Source organism: Streptococcus sp. 79 (assembly GCF_013277425.1).
Lineage (GTDB): Bacteria > Bacillota > Bacilli > Lactobacillales > Streptococcaceae > Streptococcus > Streptococcus pseudopneumoniae.
The window spans coordinates 1-19063 of record NZ_VMMW01000017.1 but is presented as its reverse complement, the minus strand read 5'-3'; the positions used below and the strand labels follow the sequence as shown (position 1 = coordinate 19063).

Annotated in this window: 20 protein-coding genes; 18 read left to right on the top strand and 2 right to left on the bottom strand. The window is 38.7% G+C overall.

Going from position 1 to position 19063, the window contains the following annotated elements; translation table 11 throughout:
- Window positions 1-13: 13 nt before the first annotated feature.
- The 10 genes from rodZ to tsf all read left to right on the top strand — a co-directional run bounded on the left by rodZ (window position 14) and on the right by tsf (window position 8613).
- Window positions 14-856 carry a cytoskeleton protein RodZ gene (rodZ, locus tag HT729_RS04185; RefSeq protein WP_023936269.1) on the top strand — a complete coding sequence of 281 codons (843 nt, stop codon included), beginning with the start codon at window positions 14-16 and terminating at the stop codon, window positions 854-856.
- Window positions 857-866: 10 nt separating this feature from the next.
- Window positions 867-1412 (top strand): CDP-diacylglycerol--glycerol-3-phosphate 3-phosphatidyltransferase, encoded by a 546-nt coding sequence (pgsA, locus tag HT729_RS04180; protein WP_000712127.1) that lies wholly within the window; start codon window positions 867-869, stop codon window positions 1410-1412.
- Window positions 1409-2236, top strand: coding sequence for an energy-coupling factor ABC transporter ATP-binding protein (locus HT729_RS04175; protein WP_000835726.1), 828 nt, complete (start codon window positions 1409-1411; stop codon window positions 2234-2236). Before pgsA ends, HT729_RS04175 begins: the two co-directional genes overlap by 4 nt.
- Window positions 2221-3060 carry an energy-coupling factor transporter ATPase gene (locus HT729_RS04170; protein ID WP_138699845.1) on the top strand — a complete coding sequence of 280 codons (840 nt, stop codon included), beginning with the start codon at window positions 2221-2223 and terminating at the stop codon, window positions 3058-3060. The genes HT729_RS04175 and HT729_RS04170 overlap by 16 nt, the downstream gene beginning before the upstream one ends.
- On the top strand, window positions 3053-3847 hold the full coding sequence (locus HT729_RS04165; protein WP_023936273.1) for an energy-coupling factor transporter transmembrane protein EcfT: 795 nt from the start codon (window positions 3053-3055) through the stop codon (window positions 3845-3847). The genes HT729_RS04170 and HT729_RS04165 overlap by 8 nt, the downstream gene beginning before the upstream one ends.
- A 59-nt stretch (window positions 3848-3906) precedes the next feature.
- Entirely contained in the window at window positions 3907-4725 is an 819-nt protein-coding gene (mreC, locus tag HT729_RS04160; RefSeq protein WP_023933021.1) for a rod shape-determining protein MreC, read from the top strand.
- Window positions 4725-5219 (top strand): rod shape-determining protein MreD, encoded by a 495-nt coding sequence (gene mreD, locus HT729_RS04155; RefSeq protein ID WP_001249443.1) that lies wholly within the window; start codon window positions 4725-4727, stop codon window positions 5217-5219. The genes mreC and mreD overlap by 1 nt, the downstream gene beginning before the upstream one ends.
- A 93-nt stretch (window positions 5220-5312) precedes the next feature.
- Window positions 5313-6491, top strand: a complete 1179-nt coding sequence (locus HT729_RS04150) for a CHAP domain-containing protein (protein WP_000727004.1) — start codon at window positions 5313-5315, stop codon at window positions 6489-6491.
- Window positions 6492-6714: 223 nt separating this feature from the next.
- Window positions 6715-7494, top strand: a complete 780-nt coding sequence (gene rpsB, locus HT729_RS04145) for a 30S ribosomal protein S2 (RefSeq protein WP_000268466.1) — start codon at window positions 6715-6717, stop codon at window positions 7492-7494.
- 78 nt (window positions 7495-7572) lie between these two features.
- A complete protein-coding gene (gene tsf / locus HT729_RS04140) occupies window positions 7573-8613 on the top strand; it encodes a translation elongation factor Ts (protein WP_172931712.1) in 1041 nt (346 codons plus the stop codon).
- A gap of 121 nt (window positions 8614-8734) precedes the next feature.
- Here tsf and cysK read toward each other — a convergent pair whose 3' ends face one another.
- Both cysK and HT729_RS04130 read right to left on the bottom strand, forming a co-directional pair.
- Window positions 8735-9661, bottom strand: a complete 927-nt coding sequence (cysK, locus tag HT729_RS04135) for a cysteine synthase A (RefSeq protein WP_000029884.1) — start codon at window positions 9659-9661, stop codon at window positions 8735-8737.
- Window positions 9662-9946: 285 nt separating this feature from the next.
- A complete protein-coding gene (locus HT729_RS04130) occupies window positions 9947-10582 on the bottom strand; it encodes a YigZ family protein (protein ID WP_050259866.1) in 636 nt (211 codons plus the stop codon).
- A 55-nt stretch (window positions 10583-10637) separates the two neighbouring features.
- Between HT729_RS04130 and HT729_RS04125 the strand changes: the two genes are divergently transcribed.
- The 8 genes from HT729_RS04125 to cbpD all read left to right on the top strand — a co-directional run bounded on the left by HT729_RS04125 (window position 10638) and on the right by cbpD (window position 18652).
- Entirely contained in the window at window positions 10638-11936 is a 1299-nt protein-coding gene (locus HT729_RS04125) for a DEAD/DEAH box helicase (RefSeq protein WP_172931711.1), read from the top strand.
- The gene (locus tag HT729_RS04120) at window positions 11933-12595 is read left to right on the top strand and encodes a ComF family protein (RefSeq protein ID WP_172931710.1); all 663 of its coding nucleotides are present in this window, start codon (window positions 11933-11935) and stop codon (window positions 12593-12595) included. The genes HT729_RS04125 and HT729_RS04120 overlap by 4 nt, the downstream gene beginning before the upstream one ends.
- 79 nt (window positions 12596-12674) lie before the next feature.
- Entirely contained in the window at window positions 12675-13223 is a 549-nt protein-coding gene (raiA, locus tag HT729_RS04115) for a ribosome-associated translation inhibitor RaiA (RefSeq protein ID WP_000599099.1), read from the top strand.
- Window positions 13224-13358: 135 nt separating this feature from the next.
- Window positions 13359-15332: a DHH family phosphoesterase gene (locus tag HT729_RS04110; RefSeq protein WP_119941818.1), complete on the top strand. Its 1974-nt coding sequence runs from the start codon at window positions 13359-13361 to the stop codon at window positions 15330-15332.
- Complete coding sequence (gene rplI, locus HT729_RS04105) at window positions 15329-15781, top strand: 50S ribosomal protein L9 (RefSeq protein ID WP_000864214.1); 453 nt, start codon at window positions 15329-15331, stop codon at window positions 15779-15781. Before HT729_RS04110 ends, rplI begins: the two co-directional genes overlap by 4 nt.
- Before the next feature lie 43 nt (window positions 15782-15824).
- Window positions 15825-17177, top strand: coding sequence for a replicative DNA helicase (gene dnaB / locus HT729_RS04100; protein WP_000852490.1), 1353 nt, complete (start codon window positions 15825-15827; stop codon window positions 17175-17177).
- A 1-nt stretch (window position 17178) separates the two neighbouring features.
- The gene (locus HT729_RS04095) at window positions 17179-17445 is read left to right on the top strand and encodes a Veg family protein (RefSeq protein ID WP_001278160.1); all 267 of its coding nucleotides are present in this window, start codon (window positions 17179-17181) and stop codon (window positions 17443-17445) included.
- 88 nt (window positions 17446-17533) lie between these two features.
- Window positions 17534-18652 (top strand): choline binding-anchored murein hydrolase CbpD, encoded by a 1119-nt coding sequence (gene cbpD / locus HT729_RS04090; protein WP_172931709.1) that lies wholly within the window; start codon window positions 17534-17536, stop codon window positions 18650-18652.
- Window positions 18653-19063: the final 411 nt, after the last annotated feature.

Sequence of the window (19063 nt, the reverse complement as noted above, 5' to 3'; positions counted from 1 at the left end):
AGGGATGACAAGTATGAGAAAAAAAACAATTGGAGAGGTTTTACGATTAGCTAGAATCAATCAGGGATTGAGTTTAGATGAATTGCAGAAAAAGACAGAAATCCAGTTAGATATGTTGGAAGCAATGGAAGCAGATGATTTCGATCAACTTCCAAGTCCTTTTTACACACGTTCTTTCTTGAGAAAATATGCATGGGCTGTTGAGTTAGATGACCAAATTGTCTTGGATGCTTATGATTCTGGGAGTATGATTACTTATGAGGAAGTAGATGTTGATGAAGACGAGTTGACAGGGCGCAGACGTTCAAGTAAGAAAAATAAGAAAAAACCATCCTTTTTACCTTTATTTTATTTTATCCTTTTTGCCTTATCTATTTTAATTTTTGTGACCTATTATGTTTGGAACTATATTCAAACTCAACCAGAGGGGCCTTCTCTTTCTAATTACAGTGTGGTTCAATCAACAAGTTCAATAAGTTCAACTAGCTCTGTTCCCCACTCCTCAAGTAGTAGTTCATCTAGCAGTTCTTCTAGTATAGAATCAGCTATAAGTGTATCAGGTGAAGGAAATCATGTAGAAATCGCTTATAAGACAAGTAAGGAAACAGTTAAATTGCAATTGGCAGTTTCAGATGTTACAAGTTGGGTCAGCGTTTCAGAAAGCGAACTTGAGGGCGGTGTAACCTTATCGCCAGAGAAGAAAAGTGCAGAAGCAACAGTTGCAACTAAAAGTCCTGTAACAATTACCTTAGGTGTTGTAAAAGGTGTTGCTTTGACAGTAGATAATCAGACTGTTGATTTATCGAAATTAACAGCTCAGACTGGACAAATCACTGTAACCTTTACTAAAAATTAAGGAAAAACGAATGAAAAAAGAACAAATTCCCAATCTTTTAACAATAGGTCGAATTCTCTTTATACCTATTTTTATCTTTATTTTAACGATAGGAAATTCGATAGAGAGTCATATAGTGGCAGCTATTATCTTTGCTATTGCTAGTATTACAGATTATTTAGATGGATATTTAGCTCGTAAATGGAATGTGGTCAGTAATTTTGGTAAATTTGCAGATCCTATGGCGGATAAGTTACTAGTTATGTCGGCTTTTATTATGCTGATTGAGTTAGGTATGGCTCCAGCTTGGATTGTTGCAGTGATCATCTGTCGTGAGTTGGCTGTGACAGGTTTAAGGCTTTTATTGGTTGAAACTGGTGGAACAGTTTTAGCAGCAGCAATGCCTGGAAAAATTAAAACTTTTAGTCAGATGTTTGCCATTATTTTCTTGCTATTACATTGGACTTTGCTTGGTCAAGTTCTACTTTATGTAGCCTTGTTTTTCACTATCTACTCTGGCTATGATTATTTCAAGGGTAGTGCCTATGTATTTAAAGGGACATTTGGTTCGAAATGAAATCAATAATTGATGTAAAAAATCTTTCTTTTCGTTATAAGGAAAGTCAAGAATACTATGATGTGAAGGATATTACGTTTCACGTGAAACGTGGAGAATGGCTTTCGATTGTAGGGCATAATGGTAGTGGTAAATCAACGACGGTTCGATTAATTGATGGCTTACTGGAAGCAGAATCTGGAGAGATTGTAATAGATGGTCAACGGTTGACTGAGGAAAATGTTTGGAAAATACGTCGTCAAATCGGTATGGTTTTTCAAAATCCAGACAATCAATTTGTTGGAGCGACTGTTGAAGATGATGTAGCCTTTGGTTTGGAAAATCAGGGTCTTTCTCGTCAAGAAATGAAAAAGAGAGTGGAGGAAGCTCTAGATTTGGTTGGCATGTTGGACTTTAAAAAGAGAGAGCCGGCGCGTCTATCAGGTGGCCAAAAACAACGTGTGGCCATTGCAGGTGTTGTAGCCCTAAGACCAGCTATTTTAATCTTAGATGAAGCAACGAGTATGTTGGACCCTGAGGGGCGTAGAGAACTGATTGAGACAGTACAGGGAATTCGGAAAGACTATGATATGACGGTCATTTCTATTACCCATGATTTGGAAGAAGTTGCCATGAGTGACCGCGTATTGGTCATGAAAAAAGGGGAAATTGAATCAACTAGTAGCCCAAGAGAACTTTTCTCTCGAAATGATTTAGATCAAATTGGATTAGACGATCCTTTTGCCAATCAAGTAAAATATTCTTTGAGCCAGAATGGCTATGATTTACCTGAAAATTATTTGACAGAAAGTGAGCTAGAGGATAAATTATGGGAATTGCTCTAGAAAATGTGAGTTTTACATATCAAGAAGGGACTCCCTTAGCTTCAACAGCTTTGTCGGATGTTTCTTTGACGATTGAAGATGGTTCTTATACGGCTTTAATTGGGCACACAGGTAGTGGTAAATCAACTATTTTACAACTCTTAAATGGTTTATTGGTGCCAAGTCAAGGGAGTGTGAGGGTTTTTGATACCTTAATCACCTCGACTTCTAAAAATAAAGATATTCGTCAAATTAGAAAACAGGTTGGCTTGGTATTTCAGTTTGCTGAAAATCAGATCTTTGAAGAAACAGTTTTGAAGGACGTTGCTTTTGGACCACAAAATTTTGGAGTTTCTGAAGAAGATGCGGAGCAGATTGCGCGTGAAAAACTGGCTCTGGTTGGAATTGATGAATCACTTTTTGATCGCAGTCCGTTTGAGCTATCAGGTGGACAAATGAGACGTGTCGCCATTGCAGGCATACTTGCCATGGAACCAGCCATATTAGTCTTAGATGAGCCCACAGCAGGCCTAGATCCCATGGGAAGAAAAGAGCTGATGAATTTGTTCAAAAAACTCCACCAGTCAGGGATGACAATTGTCTTGGTAACGCATTTGATGGATGATGTTGCTGAATATGCGAATCAAGTCTATGTGATGGAAAAGGGACGTTTGGTGAAGGGTGGTAAACCAAGTGATGTCTTTCAAGATGTTGTCTTTATGGAAGAAGTGCAGTTGGGAGTACCTAAAATTACGGCCTTTTGTAAACGATTGGTGGATAGAGGCGTGTCATTTAAACGATTACCGATTAAGATAGAGGAGTTCAAGGAGTCGCTAAATGGATAGTATGATTTTGGGGCGTTATATCCCAGGGGATTCGATTGTTCACCGATTGGATCCACGTAGCAAATTGCTTGCTATGATGCTACTGATTTTGATTGTGTTTTGGGCTAATAACCCCTTGACGAATCTGATTCTTTTTATAGCGACAGGGATATTTATTGCCTTGTCAGGAGTATCTCTTTCATTTTTTATTCAGGGCTTGAAGTCTATGTTTTTCTTGATTGCCTTCACAACTATTTTTCAACTATTTTTCATTTCTAATGGGAATGTTTTATTTGAGTTTTCGTTTGTGAGAATCACGGATTATGCTTTGCAACAAGCTGGAATTATTTTTTGTCGTTTTGTATTGATTATTTTCTTTTCAACTTTGTTAACCTTAACGACCATGCCCTTAAGTTTAGCATCAGCTGTCGAAGCTTTGTTAGCGCCTTTAAAGCGTGTGAAAGTTCCAGTTCATGAAATTGGATTGATGCTGTCCATGAGTCTACGTTTTGTCCCAACATTAATGGATGATACGACGCGGATTATGAATGCGCAGAAAGCGCGTGGAGTGGATTTTGGTGAAGGAAGCATTGTTCAAAAAGTAAAGGCGATGATTCCCATTTTGATTCCTCTTTTTGCAACAAGTTTAAAACGTGCGGATTCCTTGGCTATCGCTATGGAAGCGCGTGGTTATCAGGGTGGAAAAGGCAGAAGTCAATACCGACAATTGAAATGGACTCTAAAGGATACGCTGACCATTCTTGTTATTATCGTACTTGGTTGTTGCTTATTTTTCTTAAAATCTTAGTAGCTTTCAGGAATTGATAAAAAAGTTACTGTAACAGTTCTTGATATAAAGGTAGGGATATGAACCGTTTTAAAAAATCAAAATATGTCATTATTGTTTTTGTCACTGTTCTGCTTGTCTTAGCTCTCTTAGCGACGACTTATTCAAGTACAATTGTGACAAAATTAGGAGATGGAATCTCATTGGTTGATAGGGTTGTGCAAAAACCTTTTCGGTGGTTTGATTCTGTCAAATCAGATTTGGCTCATTTGACACGAGCATATAATGAAAATGAAAGTTTGAAGAAACAGCTTTACCAGTTAGAAGTCAAATCAAATGAGGCGGAAAGTTTAAAGACGGAAAATGAACAACTGCGTCAATTGCTTGATATGAAGTCTAAATTGCAAGCCACAAAGACTTTGGCAGCAGATGTTATTATGCGTTCTCCGGTATCTTGGAAGCAGGAGTTGACCTTGGATGCAGGTAGATCAAAAGGTGCTTCTGAGAATATGTTAGTAATTGCAAACGGTGGTTTGATTGGGAGTGTTTCAAAAGTGGAGGACAACTCTACTATGGTCAACCTTCTGACAAATACGGAAAATGCTGATAAGATTTCTGTTAAAATTCAACACGGCACTACCACAATTTATGGTATTATTGTTGGCTACGACAAGGAAAATGAAGTTCTTAAAATTAGCCAATTAAATAGTAATAGCGATATTAGTTCAGGCGATAAGGTGACAACGGGTGGATTAGGAAACTTTAATGTTGCGGATATTCCTGTTGGTGAAGTGGTTGCCACAACGCATAGTACAGACTATTTGACACGAGAAGTAACTGTTAAATTGAGTGCAGATACTCATAATGTGGATGTGATAGAATTAGTGGGGAATTCATAATGAGACAGTTGAAGCAGGTTGGAGTATTTTTATTGCTTCCTTTCTTTGTTCTAATTGACGCCCATATTAGCCAGCTTCTGGGCTCATTTTTCCCCCATGTACATTTGGCTAGTCATTTTCTGTTTCTATTTCTCTTATTTGAGACGATAGAAGTATCAGAGTATCTCTATCTAGTCTATTGTTTTGTTATAGGCTTGGTTTATGATGTTTACTTTTTCCATCTAATAGGGATTGCAACTCTCTTATTTATCTTATTGGGAGCCTTCCTTCATAAATTGAATAGTGTTATTTTGTTGAATCGTTGGACAAGAATGCTAGCTATGATTGTGCTGACATTCCTGTTTGAAATGGGTAGTTATCTTTTGGCTTTTATGGTAGGGTTGACAGTAGATAACATGTCTATTTTTATAGTCTATAGCTTGGTACCAACGATGATTTTAAATTTTTTATGGATTACTGTTTTTCAATTTATTTTTGAAAAATATTATCTATAAGAACGACATATAAATGTAACAAAGGCGTAATATTTATTGGAGTTTTTTTTGGTATACTAGTATTGTCTTAAACAGAAGGAGTATTTATTAACCATGAAGAAAAAAATCTTAGCCTCGCTTTTATTAAGTACAGTAATGGTTTCCCAGGCAGCAGTATTGACGACTGCCCATGCAGAAACGACTGATGATAAAATTGCTGCTCAAGATAATAAAATTAGTAACTTAACAGCACAACAAGAAGAAGCACAAAAACAAGTTGATCAAATTCAGGAGCAAGTATCTGCTATTCAAGCAGAGCAATCTAACTTGCAATCTGAAAATGATAGATTACAAGCAGAATCTAAGAAACTCGAGGGTGAGATTACAGAACTTTCCAAAAACATTGTTTCTCGTAACCAATCTTTGGAAAAACAAGCTCGTAGTGCTCAAACAAATGGAGCTGCAACTAGCTATATCAATACCATTGTAAACTCAAAATCAATTACAGAAGCTATTTCACGTGTTACTGCAATGAGTGAAATCGTATCTGCGAACAACAAAATGTTAGAACAACAAAAGGCAGATAAAAAAGCTATTTCTGAAAAACAAGTAGCAAATAATGATGCTATCAATACTGTAATTGCTAATCAACAAAAATTAGCTGATGATGCTCAAGCATTGACTACGAAACAGGCAGAACTAAAGGCTGCTGAATTGAGTCTTGCTGCTGAGAAAGCGACAGCTGAAGGGGAAAAAGCAAGTCTATTAGAGCAAAAAGCAGCAGCTGAGGCAGAGGCTCGTGCAGCTGCGGCAGCAGAAGCAGCTTATAAAGAAAAACAAGCTAGCCAACAACAGTCAGTACTTGCTTCAGGTAATACAAACCTAACAGCACAGGTACAAGCAGTATCTGAATCTGCAGTAGCACCTGTTCAGGCTAAAGTACGTCCAACATATAACACAAATGCCTCAACTTATCCAATTGGTGAATGTACATGGGGAGTTAAAACATTAGCACCTTGGGCTGGAGACTATTGGGGTAATGGAGCACAGTGGGCCACAAGTGCAGCAGCAGCAGGTTTCCGTACAGGTTCAACACCTCAAGTTGGAGCAATTGCATGTTGGAACGATGGTGGATATGGTCACGTAGCGGTTGTTACAGCTGTTGAATCAACAACACGTATCCAAGTATCAGAATCAAATTATGCTGGGAATCGTACAATTGGAAATCACCGTGGATGGTTCAATCCAACAACGACTTCTGAAGGTTTTGTAACATATATTTATGCAGACTAATTATAGAGGGACTCGAATAGAGCCCTCTTTTCAGATTTTACCAGAGACAATAACTATTAAAAATCCCATCAAAATAGCTTGAAAATATCGAAAAAGTATGGTAGAATAAAAATTGTCGTATGAACGATAATACTCATTCTTGATGAATTGTGAAGCAGTTGCCCTTGGGTCGTTTTGCGAGTTGAAGTCAAGAAGAGGAAAAAAACAAAAAGGAGAAATACTCATGGCAGTAATTTCAATGAAACAACTTCTTGAGGCTGGTGTACACTTTGGTCACCAAACTCGTCGCTGGAACCCTAAGATGGCTAAGTACATCTTTACAGAGCGTAACGGAATCCACGTTATCGACTTGCAACAAACTGTAAAATATGCTGACCAAGCATACGACTTCATGCGTGATGCAGCAGCTAACGATGCAGTTGTATTGTTCGTTGGTACTAAGAAACAAGCAGCTGATGCAGTTGCTGAAGAAGCAGTACGTTCAGGTCAATACTTCATCAACCACCGTTGGTTGGGTGGAACTCTTACAAACTGGGGAACAATCCAAAAACGTATCGCTCGTTTGAAAGAAATCAAACGTATGGAAGAAGATGGAACTTTCGAAGTTCTTCCTAAGAAAGAAGTTGCACTTCTTAACAAACAACGTGCGCGTCTTGAAAAATTCTTGGGTGGTATCGAAGATATGCCTCGTATCCCAGATGTGATGTACGTAGTTGACCCACATAAAGAGCAAATCGCTGTTAAAGAAGCTAAAAAATTGGGAATCCCAGTTGTAGCGATGGTTGACACCAATACTGATCCAGATGATATTGATGTAATCATCCCAGCTAACGATGACGCTATCCGTGCTGTTAAATTGATCACAGCTAAATTGGCTGACGCTATCATCGAAGGACGTCAAGGTGAGGATGCAGTAGCAGTTGAAGCAGAATTTGCAGCTTCAGAAACTCAAGCAGATTCAATTGAAGAAATCGTTGAAGTTGTAGAAGGCGACAACGCTTAATTTATATAAATAGTAATTACCTAGGAGGGCGGGGCTTAGCCCGGCTCTCCTATTTTTAAAAAATATAGGAGAATCAAAATGGCAGAAATTACAGCTAAACTTGTAAAAGAGTTGCGTGAAAAATCTGGTGCCGGTGTTATGGACGCTAAAAAAGCGCTTGTAGAAACAGACGGTGACATCGAAAAAGCGATTGAATTGCTTCGTGAAAAAGGTATGGCTAAGGCAGCTAAGAAAGCTGACCGTGTTGCTGCAGAAGGTTTGACTGGTGTTTATGTTGACGGTAACATTGCAGCAGTTGTTGAAGTAAATGCTGAAACTGACTTCGTTGCGAAAAACGCTCAATTTGTTGAGTTGGTAAACGCAACAGCTAAAGCAATCGTTGAAGGAAAACCAGCTAACAACGAAGAAGCTCTTGCTTTGACAATGCCTTCAGGTGAAACTCTTGAAGCTGCATACGTATCTGCAACAGCAACTATCGGAGAAAAAATCTCATTCCGTCGCTTTGCTTTGATTGAAAAAACAGATGCACAACACTTCGGAGCATACCAACACAACGGTGGACGTATCGGTGTTATCTCTGTAATCGAAGGTGGAGACGAAGCACTTGCTAAACAAATTTCAATGCACATCGCAGCGATGAAACCAACAGTTCTTTCATACAAAGAATTGGATGAGCAATTTGTTAAAGATGAGTTGGCACAATTGAACCACGTTATCGACCAAGATAACGAAAGCCGTGCAATGGTTAACAAACCAGCTCTTCCACACTTGAAATATGGATCAAAAGCTCAATTGACTGATGATGTTATTGCTCAAGCTGAAGCTGACATCAAAGCTGAGTTGGCTGCAGAAGGCAAACCAGAAAAAATCTGGGATAAAATTATCCCAGGTAAAATGGATCGCTTCATGCTTGACAACACTAAAGTTGACCAAGCTTACACACTTCTTGCACAAGTTTACATCATGGATGATAGCAAGACAGTTGAAGCATACCTTGAATCAGTTAACGCTTCAGTAGTTGAGTTCGCTCGCTTTGAAGTTGGTGAAGGTATCGAAAAAGCTGCAAACGACTTCGAAGCTGAAGTTGCAGCTACAATGGCAGCAGCCTTGAATAACTGATTATAGAAAGGAAGTAAATTTGCTTCCTTTTTTCTATGCAGTCGATCCCTATAGGGAGAGCTTCCTATTTTTAAGGTAAAAATAAAAAACCCTATAATAAGGGCCAATTGTATTTAGGAGACTAAACTTCAAATTCATAGAGTGCTGTAGAGAGATAACGTTCACCGTTATCTGGTGCTAGAGCAAGGACCTTTTTACCTGTACCTAATTTTTTGGCAACCTCGATGGCTCCGTAGATAGCTGCAGCTGAAGAAATCCCTACAAGGAAGCCTTCTTTTCCACCAATTTCACGTCCGAGTGCAAGAGCATCATCTGATGTTACACGAACAATACCATCATAGGCGTTTGTATCAAGTGTATCAGGAATAAATCCAGCTGAGATACCTTGAATTTTGTGAGGACCAGGTTTTTCACCAGATAGAATAGCAGATTCATCTGCTTCCACTGCATAAACTTGAATGTTTGAATTTGCTGATTTGAGTGCATGAGAAACACCAGAAATTGTTCCACCAGTACCCACTCCAGCAACAAAGGCATCTAGTCCATCTTTACCGAAAGCAGCTAGTATTTCAGCTCCTGTTGTTCTTTCGTGTACTTCTGGATTTGCTGGATTGTCAAATTGAAGAGGAAGGAAACCATCACGTTCAGCAGCGATTTCTTGAGCCTTAGCAATAGCACCTTTCATTCCTTCGCTACCAGGAGTAAGGACGAGTTCAGCACCATAGGCTTGGATAATCTTACGTCGTTCCACACTCATAGTTTCAGGCATAACGATAACAACTTTATACCCTTTAGCAGCCCCTACCCATGAAAGTCCAATACCAGTGTTTCCACTTGTTGCTTCAACAATAGTAGAACCAGGTTTCAGAATACCGTCTTGTTCAGCTTTTTCAATCATGCTAAGAGCAATACGGTCTTTTACAGAAGAACCAGGGTTAAATGCTTCAAGTTTTACATAGACATCTGCAGCACCTTCTGGCACAATGTTGTTTAGTTTAACAATCGGAGTTTGACCGATTAGTTCAGTAATGTTGTTATAAATAGACATATGAATACCTCTTTGTATAAGATATTTCTAGTATAACGCTAACTATACCATTTGTAAAATATAGAAATCCTATCGGAGCGATAGGATTTTTTTATATCACAGGTCTAAGCCATTAATTTTTAAGCGATTGTGATAGGCTAATTCTAGTAAATAGGTGTAAAGGAGAACGCTATCCGTTTTCTTTTTGAATTGCTTCATTTTCTAGTAAGTCTTGGCAAGCGCCTTTTTATGTTGCTAATTAAAGTAGCGGTGAAAATATCAGCGAAACACTGTATTATCTATTGTTTACACTAAGTTTACAGGAACTTCAACTTCTCGTAAACCTTGATCAGTTAAAGTGACTTTTCCATTAAAAAACTCTATAAGTGAAGCTTTAATAGTTTCTTTTTCTTCTTTATCAACATAAATCATCGTATCGACTTGATCTGTAAAGTTTGTATCCAGCTCCATGAGATTATGTTCTTTAAGGAAGTTATTATATTCTTGGTACTGAGCGTAAGACATTTGAATAGCAATGCCCGCCTGTTCCTTTATTTCAATGATGCCAATTTCTTTGACAGCTAAGGCAACACTGCCAGCGTAAGCACGAATCAATCCTCCAGCGCCTAGTTTAATGCCACCAAAGTAGCGTGTCACGACTACACAGAGATTGGTGAGATTGTGATTTTCTAGTACTCCAAGCATGGGAACGCCAGCAGTACCACTAGGCTCACCATCATCACTTGTCCGTTTGATTTCACTACGTTCCCCAATAATGAAGGCAGAGCAGTTGTGCGTAGCTTTGTAGTGCTCTTTCTTGATGGCAGTAATGAAGTCACGAGCCTCTTCTTCGCTATAAACACGCTTGGCATGACAGATAAAGCGGGATTTTTTGATTTCTTCTTGGACTTGTCCGTCCTCTTTAATTGTTCTAAATTCCATGATTTAATTGTACTAAAAAATCATCTAAAGTGCTAGTTTTTACGAATAAAGAAGTATGAAAGTAAATCCAAATTATCTCGGTCGTTTATTTACTGAGAATGAATTAACAGAAGAAGAACGTCAGTTGGCGGAGAAACTTCCAGCAATGAGAAAGGAGAAGGGGAAACTTTTCTGTCAACGTTGTAATAGTACTGTTCTAGAAGAATGGTATTTGCCCATCGGTGCTTACTATTGTCGAGAGTGCTTGCTGATGAAGCGAGTCAGAAGTGATCAAACTTTATACTATTTTCCGCAGGAGGATTTTCCGAAGCAAGATGTTCTCAAATGGCGCGGCCAATTAACTCCTTTTCAAGAGAAGGTGTCAGAGGGACTACTTCAAGCAGTAGACAAGCAAAAGCCAACCTTAGTTCATGCGGTAACAGGAGCTGGAAAGACAGAAATGATTTATCAAGTAGTGGCTAAAGTGATTAATGGAGGTGGTGCAGTGTGTTTGGCTAGTCCTCGCATAGATGTTTGTTTGGAGCTGTATAAGCGCCTGCAACAGGATTTTTCTTGCGGAATAGCTTTGCTACATGGAGAATCGGAACCTTATTTTCGAACACCACTAGTTGTTGCGACGACCCATCAGTTATTGAAGTTTTATCAAGCTTTTGATTTGCTGATAGTGGATGAAGTAGATGCTTTTCCTTATGTTGATAATCCCACGCTTTACCACGCTGTCAAGAATAGTGTAAAGGAGAATGGATTGAGAATCTTTTTAACAGCGACTTCGACCAATGAGTTAGATAAAAAGGTCCGTTTAGGAGAACTAAAAAGACTGAGTTTACCGAGACGGTTTCATGGAAATCCGTTGATTATTCCAAAACCAATTTGGTTATCGGATTTTAATCGCTACTTAGATAAGAAGTGTTTGTCGCCAAAGTTAAAGTCCTATATTGATAAGCAGAGAAAGACAGCTTATCCGTTACTTATTTTTGCTTCAGAAATTAAGAAAGGGGAGCAGTTAAAAGAAATCTTACAGGAGCAATTTCCAAATGAGAAAATTGGCTTTGTATCTTCTGTAACAGAGGATCGATTAGAGCAAGTACAAGCTTTTCGAGATGGGGAGCTGACAATACTTATCAGTACGACAATCTTGGAGCGTGGAGTTACATTCCCTTGTGTGGATGTTTTCGTAGTAGAGGCCAATCATCGTTTGTTTACCAAGTCTAGTTTGATTCAAATTGGTGGACGAGTTGGACGAAGTATGGATAGACCGACAGGAGATTTGCTTTTCTTCCATGATGGGTTAAATGCTTCAATTAAGAAGGCGATTAAGGAAATTCAGATGATGAATAAGGAGGCTGGTCTATGAAGTGCTTGTTATGTGAGCAGACTATGAAGACTGTTTTAACTTTTAGTAGTCTCTTACTTCTGAAGAATGATGCCTCCTGTCTTTGTTTAGATTGTGATTCTACTTTTGAGAGGATTGGAGAAGAGCACTGTCCAAACTGTATGAAAATAAGATTGTCAACAAAGTGTCAAGGTTGTCAATTTTGGTGTAAAGAAGGAGTTGAAGTCAGTCATAGAGCGATTTTTACTTACAATCAAGCTATGAAGGATTTTTTCAGTCGGTATAAGTTTGATGGAGACTTCCTTTTAAGAAAAGTGTTTGCTTCAGTTTTAAGTGAGGAGTTAAAAAAGTACAAAGAGTATCAATTTGTAGTCATTCCCCTAAGTCCTGATAGATATGTTAACAGAGGATTTAATCAGGTTGAGGGCTTGGTAGAGGCAGCAGGTTTTTCGTATCTGGATTTACTAGGGAAAAGAGAAGAGAGAGCCAGTTCTTCTAAAAATCGTTCAGAACGCTTGGGGACAGAACTTCCTTTCTTTATAAAAAGTGGAGTCACTATTCCTAAAAAAATCCTACTTATAGATGATATCTATACTACAGGAGCAACTATAAATCGTGTCAAGAAACTGTTGGAAGAAGCTGGTGCTAAGGATGTAAAAACATTTTCCCTTGTAAGATGAGGAAAAAATTTGCAAAAATAGAATGAAAGCGTTATAATAAAATCATAAAAACAAAAATGTTTAGAAAGAAGGTACTCATATGATTAAATATAGTATACGTGGTGAAAACCTAGAAGTAACAGAAGCAATTCGTGATTATGTAGTTTCTAAACTCGAAAAGATCGAAAAGTATTTTCAAGCTGAACAAGAGTTGGATGCTCGAGTTAACTTGAAGGTGTATCGTGAAAAAACTGCTAAAGTGGAAGTAACGATTCCGCTTGGCTCTATTACTCTTCGTGCAGAAGATGTATCTCAAGATATGTATGGTTCAATTGACCTTGTAACTGATAAAATTGAACGTCAGATTCGTAAAAATAAAACAAAAATCGAGCGTAAAAATAAAAATAAGGTAGCAACTGGTCAATTATTTACAGATGCTTTGGTGGAAGATTCAAATGTTGTCCAGTCTAAAGTTGTTCGTTCAAAACAAATTGATTTAAAACCAATGGATTTGGAAGAAGCAATTCTACAAATGGATTTATTGGGGCATGATTTCTTTATCTATGTGGATGTTGAAGATCAGACAACCAATGTGATTTATCGTCGTGAGGATGGCGAAATTGGTTTGTTAGAGGTTAAAGAATCTTAATTTCAATATGTGTAAAGGTAGGTTTACTGAATTGTAAACTACCTTTTTCTTATAATTGATAGAATTACTGATTACACTTTTAAAAAGTCGCTTTTTGAGGGGTATTATGGTATAATGGGTGCCAAGAGGTTTTGAATGAAAAAATTTTATGTAAGTCCAATTTTTCCTATTCTAGTAGGATTGATTGCGTTTGGAGTCTTATCCACTTTCATTATTTTTGTTAATAATAATCTGTTGACGGTTTTCATTTTGTTTCTTTTTGTAGGAGGCTATGTTTTTTTATTTAAGAAACTGAGAGTGCATTATACAAGGAGTGATGTAGAACAGATACAGTATGTAAACCACCAAGCGGAAGAAAGTTTGACATCTCTATTGGAACAGATGCCTGTAGGTGTTATGAAATTGAATTTATCTTCTGGAGAGGTTGAGTGGTTTAATCCCTATGCTGAATTGATTTTGACCAAGGAAGATGGCGATTTTGATTTAGAAGCTGTTCAAACGATTATCAAGGCTTCAGTAGGAAATCCGTCTACTTATGCTAAGCTGGGTGAGAAGCGTTATGCTGTTCATATGGATTCTTCTTCCGGTGTTTTGTATTTTGTAGATGTATCCAGGGAGCAAGCCATAACAGATGAATTAGTAACGAGTCGACCAGTGATTGGAGTTGTGTCTGTGGATAATTATGATGATTTGGAGGATGCAACTTCTGAGTCAGATATTAGTCAAATCAATAGTTTTGTAGCTAATTTTATATCAGAGTTTTCAGAAAAATACATGATGTTTTCTCGTCGGGTAAGTATGGATCGATTTTATCTATTTACTGACTATACGGTGCTTGAGGGCTTGATGAATGATAAATTTTCTGTTATTGATGCTTTCAGAGCAGAGTCGAAACAGAGGCAGTTGCCCTTGACCTTAAGTATGGGATTTTCTTATGGCGATGGAAATCATGATGAAATAGGGAAAGTTGCTTTGCTCAACTTGAACTTGGCTGAAGTACGTGGTGGCGACCAGGTGGTTGTCAAGGAGAATGATGAAACGAAAAATCCAGTCTACTTTGGCGGTGGGTCGGCTGCGTCCATCAAGCGCACTCGTACCCGTACTCGATCAATGATGACAGCCATATCTGATAAGATTCGTAGTGTGGATCAAGTGTTTGTAGTTGGGCATAGAAATTTAGATATGGATGCTTTGGGCTCTGCTGTAGGTATGCAGTTGTTCGCCAGCAATGTGATTGAAAATAGCTATGCTCTTTATGACGAAGAACAAATGTCTCCAGATATTGAACGAGCTGTTTCATTCTTAGAAAAAGAAGGAGTTACGAAGTTGTTGTCTGTTAAGGATGCAATGGGGATGGTGACCAATCGTTCTTTGTTGATTCTTGTAGACCATTCAAAGACAGCCTTAACATTATCAAAAGAATTTTATGATTTATTTACCCAAACTATTGTTATTGACCACCACAGAAGGGATCAGGATTTTCCAGATAATGCAGTTATCACTTATATCGAAAGTGGTGCAAGTAGTGCCAGTGAGTTGATAACGGAGTTGATTCAGTTCCAAAATTCTAAGAAAAATCGTTTGAGTCGTATGCAAGCAAGTGTCTTGATGGCTGGTATGATGTTGGATACTAAAAATTTCACCTCACGAGTGACTAGTCGGACATTTGATGTTGCTAGCTATCTCAGAACGCGCGGAAGTGATAGTATTGCTATCCAAGAAATCGCTGCGACAGATTTTGAAGAATATCGTGAGGTCAATGAACTGATTTTACAGGGGCGTAAATTAGGTTCAGATGTACTAATAGCAGAGGCTAAGGACACGAAATGCTATGATACAGTTGTTATTAGTAAGGCAGCAGATGCCATGTTAGCTATGTCAGGTATTGAAGCGAGTTTTGTTCTTGCGAAAAATACACAAGGCTTTATATCCATCTCAGCTCGGAGTCGTAGTAAACTGAATGTGCAACGGATTATGGAAGAGTTAGGCGGTGGAGGTCACTTTAATTTGGCAGCAGCTCAAATTAAAGATTTAACCTTGTCAGAAGCAGGTGAAAAACTGACAGAAATTGTATTAAATGAAATAAAGGAAAAGGAGAAAGAAGAATGAAAGTAATCTTTTTAGCAGATGTTAAAGGAAAAGGTAAAAAAGGCGAAATTAAGGAAGTACCAACAGGGTATGCGCAAAACTTTCTTATCAAAAAGAACCTAGCAAAAGAAGCGACTGCTCAAGCTGTAGGTGAACTTCGTGGTAAACAAAAATCTGAAGAGAAAGCTCACGCTGAGATGATTGCAGAAGCAAAAGCAATTAAAGCCCAGCTTGAAGCAGAAGAAACGGTTGTAGAATTTGTTGAAAAAGTTGGTCCAGATGGTCGTACCTTTGGTTCTATTACCAATAAGAAGATTGCAGAAGAATTGCAAAAGCAATTTGGAATTAAGATTGATAAACGTCATATTCAAGTACAAGCTCCGATTCGAGCGGTTGGTTTGATTGATGTGCCAGTGAAAATCTATCAAGATATCACAAGTGTAATCAATCTTCGTGTGAAAGAAGGATAAGTTTACACCTTCTTGACAAGATTGTAAAAGGAAGGGAAGCCTGATGGCAGAAGTAGAAGAGTTACGAGTACAACCTCAAGATATCTTAGCTGAGCAATCTGTTTTGGGGGCTATCTTTATTGATGAGAGTAAACTTGTTTTTGTGCGAGAATACATTGAGTCTCGGGACTTTTTTAAGTATGCCCATCGTTTGATTTTCCAAGCCATGGTCGATTTATCCGATCGTGGTGATGCCATAGATGCAACAACGGTTCGCACCATTCTTGATAATCAAGGGGATTTACAGAATATTGGTGGCCTGTCTTACCTAGTTGAGATTGTCAATTCTGTGCCAACTTCTGCTAATGCGGAGTATTATGCTAAAATCGTTGCAGAAAAGGCTATGTTACGGCGATTAATCGCTAAGTTGACAGAGTCTGTCAACCAAGCTTACGAAGCGTCGCAACCAGCTGATGAAATCATTGCTCAGGCAGAAAAAGGCCTGATTGATGTCAGTGAAAATGCTAATCGAAGCGGGTTTAAGAACATTCGAGATGTGTTGAATGTCAACTTTGGAAATCTGGAAGCTCGCTCGCAACAAACGACCGATATTACAGGTATTGCGACAGGTTATCGTGATTTGGATCATATGACGACTGGTCTACACGAGGAGGAGTTGATTATTCTAGCAGCTCGTCCGGCGGTTGGTAAGACAGCTTTTGCCTTGAATATCGCTCAGAATATTGGGACTAAGTTGGACAAAACGGTTGCTATCTTTTCGCTGGAAATGGGTGCGGAAAGTCTAGTCGATCGTATGTTAGCGGCAGAAGGGTTGGTTGAGTCGCATTCTATCCGTACAGGTCAATTGACCGATGAGGAGTGGCAAAAATATACCATTGCTCAAGGGAACCTAGCAAACGCAAGTATCTATATCGATGATACGCCAGGGATTCGAATTACAGAGATTCGTTCTCGTTCTCGTAAACTGGCTCAAGAAACGGGCAATCTAGGTTTGATTTTGATAGATTACTTGCAGCTTATCACGGGAACTGGGCGAGAAAACCGCCAACAAGAAGTTTCAGAAATTTCACGTCAGTTGAAAATCCTAGCCAAGGAACTGAAGGTTCCAGTAATCGCTCTGAGTCAGTTGTCTCGTGGTGTAGAACAACGTCAGGATAAAAGACCAGTCTTGTCTGATATTCGTGAATCTGGGTCTATCGAGCAGGACGCTGATATCGTAGCCTTTCTTTATCGCGACGATTACTATGAGCGTGGTGGTGAAGAAGAGGAAGGCATACCAAATAATAAGGTGGAAGTTATTATCGAGAAAAACCGTAGTGGAGCTCGTGGAACTGTGGAATTGATTTTCCAAAAAGAATACAATAAATTTTCAAGTATCTCAAAGAGGGAGGCATAAGATGTCAGATGCATTTACAGATGTAGCCAAGATGAAAAAAATCAAAGAGGAAATCAAGGCGCATGAGGGTCATGTAATTGAAATGACTTTGGAAAATGGGCGCAAGCGCCAAAAAAATAGATTGGGTAAGTTAATTGAAGTTTATCCATCCCTATTTATTGTGGAATTTGGGAACGTTGAAGGAGATAAACAAGCTAATGTTTACGTTGAATCCTTTACCTACTCAGATATCCTTACAGAAAAGAATTTGATTCATTATCTGGACTAAAGTGAGAAATTTTCTCACTTTTTCTTTTTTCTCCGAATAGTTTAAGTGAAGGCAATCTTCGATTTATATTATTTTTCAAGGAGGAAGAATGAAAATTTTACCGTTTATAGCAAGAGGGACAAGTTATTACTTGAAGATGTCAGTTAAAAAGCTTGTTTCTTTTTTAGTAGTAGGATTGATGCTAGCAGCGGGTGATAGTGTCTATGCCTACTCTGGAGGGAATGGATCGATTGCGCGTGGAGATGATTATCCTGCTTATTATAAAAATGGGAGCCAGGAGATTGATCAGTGGCGCATGTATTCTCGTCAGTGTACTTCTTTCGCAGCCTTTCGTTTGAGTAATGTCAATGGTTTTGAGATTCCAAGGGCTTATGGAAATGCGAATGAATGGGGGCATCGTGCTCGTCGTGAAGGCTATCGTGTAGATAATACACCGACGATTGGCTCCATTGCTTGGTCTACTGCAGGAACTTATGGGCATGTTGCCTGGGTGTCAAATGTAATGGGAGATCAGATTGAGATCGAGGAATATAACTATGGTTATACAGAAGCCTATAATAAACGAAGTATAAAAGCAAATACGATGACAGGATTTATTCATTTTAAAGATTTGGCTGGTGGCAGTGTTGGGACTAGTCAATCCTTAGCTTCAACAGGGGGCACACATTATTTTAAGACTAAGTCAGCTATCAAAAATCAACCTCTAGCTAGCGCAACTGTGATTGATTACTATTATCCTGGGGAGAAGGTTCATTATGATCAAATTCTCGAAAAAGATGGCTACAAGTGGTTGAGTTATACGGCTTATAACGGAAGTCGTCGCTATATACAGCTAGAGGGAGTGACTTCTTCACAAAATTATCAGAATCAATCAGGAAATAGCTCTAGCTATAGATCCAATAGTAGTCCAACTGTCGGTTGGAAGAAAATAAATGGTAGTTGGTATCATTTCAAATCAAATGGTTCTAAATCAACAGGCTGGCTGAAAGACGGTTCTAGCTGGTATTATTTGAAATTATCTGGTGAAATGCAGACAGGATGGTTAAAGGAAAATGGCTCGTGGTATTATCTGGATAGTTCAGGGGTAATGAAAACAGGTTGGTATCAAGTTTCTGGTAAGTGGTATTATTCTTACTCTTCAGGTGCCCTAGCTGTTAATACGACGGTGGATGGCTACAGAGTAAACAGTGATGGAGAACGAGTGTAGAAAATTGGAGTAGGAAATTTTTCCTGCTCTTTTCTGGTACGACGGGCATGTCGTGCATCTGAGGTACAAGTCCTTGGTGGGCACCTGCTACCGGTGAACCCAATAGCGATTCCCAAGCCTGACTATCGTGAGGTAGCGGATTAAAACGGTCTGGGGATAGACCGTTTTAAGTCTGACGCTGGAAATAAGAATCGTCAGAGGAAGGGATAGCGAAATCGTGGCTCTACGAACAGGAAGGTGATAGTAAGGCGTATATAGCGGATAGGGGGGCGCGAAACCTTAAAGTCCAAAAAGGTAGTCGTAACCTATATGCGTAAATCACGAGAGTAATTGAATTCGAACTAAGATTTATCTTTTTCCACTGTAACCTTTTAACGTCCTCATGTCTAGTCTAAACGAGGAAAGATGTAG